This is a genomic window from Massilia sp. P2_C2 (assembly GCF_056404615.1).
On the sequence record NZ_JBFUDR010000402.1, the window covers coordinates 1 to 4679 of the forward strand.

At 63.4% G+C, this 4679-nt stretch carries 4 protein-coding genes; 1 reads left to right on the forward strand and 3 read right to left on the reverse strand.

Annotated features, from left to right (window positions below):
* The coding region (gene icmH, locus AC1DYX_RS28030) for a type IVB secretion system protein IcmH/DotU (protein ID WP_477265019.1) at positions 1 to 670 on the forward strand (670 nt) is incomplete at its 5' end.
* 10 nt (positions 671 to 680) lie between these two features.
* On the opposite strand, the gene AC1DYX_RS28035 is transcribed toward icmH, so the two are convergent.
* From AC1DYX_RS28035 to AC1DYX_RS28045, 3 genes are all read right to left on the reverse strand, one after another.
* A complete protein-coding gene (locus tag AC1DYX_RS28035; RefSeq protein ID WP_477265021.1) occupies positions 681 to 1568 on the reverse strand; it encodes an aldose epimerase family protein in 888 nt (295 codons plus the stop codon).
* Between the two features lie 117 nt (positions 1569 to 1685).
* Positions 1686 to 2888 carry a XylR family transcriptional regulator gene (locus AC1DYX_RS28040; protein WP_477265023.1) on the reverse strand — a complete coding sequence of 401 codons (1203 nt, stop codon included), beginning with the start codon at positions 2886 to 2888 and terminating at the stop codon, positions 1686 to 1688.
* A 518-nt stretch (positions 2889 to 3406) separates the two neighbouring features.
* Positions 3407 to 4606, reverse strand: a complete 1200-nt coding sequence (locus AC1DYX_RS28045; protein ID WP_477265025.1) for a helix-turn-helix domain-containing protein — start codon at positions 4604 to 4606, stop codon at positions 3407 to 3409.
* Positions 4607 to 4679: the final 73 nt, after the last annotated feature.

Below are 4679 nucleotides of genomic sequence, written 5' to 3' on the forward strand. Positions count from 1 at the left end.
CTTCTACGCCCTGTTCATGCTCAAGAACGGAAACGGCCCGCAGGATGACGCCGCGTTCGCGCGCAAAATGACGCAGTTCCTCGACGACTTCGGGCGCAATGCGCGCCGCCAGAACGCCTCGCCGGACGACGTCGACGCCGCGAAGTATGCCTTTTGCGCGGCCGTCGACGAAATCATCCTGAGGTCAGGCTTCACGATCCGCGACGCGTGGGAACGCCGGCCGCTGCAACTGCAGCTGTTCGGCGACCAGCTGGCGGGGGAAAACTTTTTCGAACGACTGGAGCAGTTGCGCGCGCGCGGCAGCGCGCACCTGCAGGCGCTGGAGGTGTTCCATATGTGCCTGCTGCTCGGCTTCCAGGGCCGCTACATCCTGGAGGGGACGGAAAAGCTGAACTACCTGACGGCGCGCCTCGGCGACGAGATCGCGCACATGAAGGGCCGGCGCGGCGGCTTCGCACCGCACGCGGAGCGCCCGGACCAGATCCGCCACAAGCTGCGCAGCGACGTGCCGCTGTGGGTATTGTATGCCGTGTTCGGCCTGATCTGCGTGCTGGGTTACGTGGGACTGCGCACGTCGCTCGGCCGCACGAGCGAGGCGCGCATGAATGCGTACAGCGACGTCGTCAAGATGGCGCCGCGCGCGGCCAACCTGACGATCACGCTGCCCTGAGCGGCTCGCTTCACACCTGCAGCGACAGGCGGTACACGGTCGTCTGCCGGTACACCTGGCCGGGCATCAGCATGACGCGCGGCCAGCAGGCGCTCGTCAGGCCCGGCCTGGGCAGGGCTTCGACACGCAGCCCGTCCATGCCCGGCAGCGTGCCGGCGGGCAGGCCGACCGCGCCTTCCGTGAGGCTGCTGAACCGCACCACGGCCTCGGTCGTGTAGACCTGCAGGCGCCGTCCGGAGGCCGGGTCGAACACGCGCGCCACTTCGCGCAATGCGCCCTGGCCGCCCGTGAAGTGGTTGCGCACGCAGAAGCAGTGATCGAAGCCGCCGGCGCGGTGCAGCTGGGTATCGGTCCAGCGCAGGCGCGGGCCGATCGCGGCGGGCTGGCGGAAGTCGAACGGCGTCCCGCCGACGGCGGCCACGCTGGCCGGCGTGCCGCTGGGGCCCACTTCCTCGAAATAGTCGGCGTCGATCTGCAGCATGTGGTCCCCCACGTCGGCCTGGCCGCCACTCAGGTTGAACGAGGGATGCGCCAGGGCTCCGAGCGGAATCGGCACGCCCGCCACGGCCTGGTACTCGACCGTCAGTCCGCCATCGTCGTCGAGACGATAGTGAACCAGCATGCCGGCGCCGTCGCCGCCGGACGTCAATGCCAGCGAAACGATGCCGTTGGCCTCGCGGCCTTCCCAGCGCGCGGTGCGTCCGCCGGACGGCGTCGCCATGCCGGCGCCCGGCTGCAACACGTCGGCCATGCGGCCGTAACGGTCCGGCGCATACCACGCCTTAAGCGCGGCACCGCGTTCGCCTATGGTCACGGCCATGCCTGCCGCGTTCTCGAGCATGAACGAGCGCTCGCCGGCCAGACCGGCCGGCGCGCCCGGGATGAGATGGATCGTCATTGCCGCTGGCTTCCTGATTTTACGATTTCGATGATGAAACCATTCTCAGGGCATGGGCACGCCGTTTCAATTACGAAAATCACCAACCGGGCGAACGATTCTCGCCGACGCCCGGATTCAGGCGGCGGCGGTCTCCCCGGCGCGCTCGTTCAGCGCGCGGTCGCGGTAGGCGCGCGGCGTACATCCCAGTTCGCGCTTGAACACGAGGTGCATGTACTGGGTCGACGTGAAGCCGCACCCGAGCGCCACGTCCGCGATGCTGCGCTCGCCGCTTTCCAGTCCCGCTTTCGCGGCATCGAGCTTGGAACGCAGGATCATGTCGTGCACGCTGCAGCCGAGCTCCTGGCGGAAATACACCTCGAGCGAAGAGCGCGACACGCCCACGTACTCCGCGACCTGGTGCGTCTTGATGCCCTGGCACGCATACTGGCGGATGTAATGGCAGGCCCGCATCACGTGCGGATGCTTGACGGCCTGGTAACGGCTCGACGCCAGCACGTTGATGCYGGCCGGCGGCACGAGGATGCGGGTATTCGTCAGGCGCACGCCGTGCAGCATCTGTTCCAGCAGATGCGCCGCCGTGCGGCCGATCTCCTGCGTCCCCTGGATCACGGAGCTGAGGGGAATACGGGTCAGCATGCGCACGAGCGGATCGTTGTCGATGCCGATCAGGGCCACCTGCTCCGGCACGGAGATGCCGGCGATGGCGCACGCCTGCAACAGCTGGCGCGCGCGCGCATCCGTCACGGCGATGACGCCCACGGGCTTCGGCAGGCTGCGGAGCCAGTCGATCTGGCCCTGCATGGCCGCGTCCCACGACGCCGCGTTCGTCTCGCAGCCGCGGAAGATCTCCGCTTCCATCCGGTCTTCCGCCATCAGGCTGCGGAACGCGCTCTCGCGCTCCTGCGCCCAGCGGCTGCCTTCCGACTCGGGCAGGCTGAACATCGCAAAACGCTGCAGGCCGACGTCGATCAGGTGGTCGCGCGCCAGTTTGACGAGCTTGAAATTGTCCGTCGCCACATAGGGCACGCCGGCCGGATAAGTATCCTCGTTCGAATAGGAGCCCCCCACCGCGACGACGGGCACCTGGCAATTCGCCAGCGCGCGGGCGACGTCCGGATCGTCGAAATCGGCGATCACGCCATCGCCCTGCCAGCGATCCATGCCGGACAGGCGCAGCCGGAAATCTTCCTCCATGAATAAATCCCAGGCGACACGCGTACCCGCCAAATGCGCGGCAATACCGGCAATGACTTCACGGTCGAAGGTTTTATTCGCATTAAACAGCAGCGCAATCCGGTAGGCTTTTGTCGCTTTCATGTCATGCACCTCCATTTACGGAGCCTTTGACATATGCACGACGAAAATCAACGCGCTTATCGATTTCAATCACGTTCGTCTCCTTGTGATGCTTTATTGTTTTTTTTAAATTATATACCGGACTAGCCGGCGCGGCACGGTCAAACCATACGACACCCAAACACACCGGCGCGGGACATCACGCCGATTGCGGGCAAATCAAAACGGGGTAAAGAAGAAATCAGCCGAATATCTGTCGATGGCGGCGGATTCGAGTAAAGAGATGATCGGTCGTTCCAGCCGCATGGATATCGTGCCCATTGCGGGCACGCGGCTGGAAGAGGCTAGGCACGGGACATGCACAGTCATGGAGATTCCTCGAAGCGTAGACCGGGGCGCCGCCGGCGGCTCCCCTTCACCTCAAGGTTAGGCCGCTTTGCCACGCCCCCCCTAACGTACGCATGGGAATTTCTTGCACCGTGCAGAAATTTCCATCAGTTCTGCAAGGAGTGGAAGACCGGATCAGCCGGTTCCCACGTTCAAGACGGCGGCGCGTCGGCGGACGCGGCCTCGGCCGGCGGAGTCTGTTGCGGCGCGAGCGTCCGGAAGGCCTTCGGCGTGCAGCCGTATTCTTCCTTGAACAGCTTGTTGAAGTAGGAAACGTTGGCATAGCCGACGGAATACGCCACTTCGGCCACGGTCGCGGCCCCCTTTTCCGTCAATAGCCGCGCCGCTTCCGTCAAGCGCAATTTATTCAGATAACCGGTGAATGTCATGCCCAATTCGGATTTCAGCAGATCATTCACCTTATTCCGGTTCGCACCCGTACCGGCCACGACACTTTCCAGGTCCAATTCCGGATTGGTGTAATTCGTCGCAATGAATTTCAGGACGTTCGCCTTTTCCTCGTCCCGATAGGGTTCCGCCGTCAACTGGCGATACGCGACCAGCGGCAAATCCTTTTTCATCTGGGCATTCAGGCTTGCGGCCAGCGTGCGCGCATGCGTGCGGAAGAACCAGATAGTGAACAGGATAAAACCGGCCAGCACGAAAATGACCAGCGCGACGATATAACGGCGATCGTGCCCGTGCAAAACCATATTGCTGATCTCGACATGCGAATCGATATTGTAAGGCGATTGCGAAGAAGATCCGAACGTCATCGTCCCGACCTTGTCGAGCGAATAACCCTGGGAGGTCACGTCCACCTTCATCACGCCATACCACCAGTGCGGAATGGTCATCCGGCGCAGGTCGAGGGCAACGGGCACGCCGTGCTCGTTGCAAGAAAAGAAAGTTCCCGGCGAGCGGTAGGTCAGGTAGTCGCCGGGTTTCGAAATCTTGTCATCGAATGAAGACAGGCTGAACATGAGAGGATCGGCGGGCGCGCACCGGGCGACGAACGTGACGGTGTCGTAGTTCGACAGGTTCACCGTCGCCGGTTTGCCGCCTGCGTCGAATACGCTGATGCGTACGCCGACGAAAGGAAAGGGAGCAACCTTCGTGAGCCGGAAGTCGTACACGAGCGCATCCGGTCCGGAGGTGCGCAGTTGCGCCATCGACGTGCCGCCCTGATTGGCGTCGTTGATCGGCTCCGCAACCCAGCGCACGCCGTCCCGGAGTTCCGGCGACAGGGTATAGGTCGGCTGACTCCGGTAAATGCAAAAAGCCGCAAGCAGCGCATCCACGAGCAGCAATACGATCAGGGCGAGCAGCGACTTCTTATAAAACTCATGCATCGGCGTACGGGTGTCATTGGTCTCATGCGACACCACGGGCGTCGGGTGCCGGATGAATCATAACAGCGTTCGG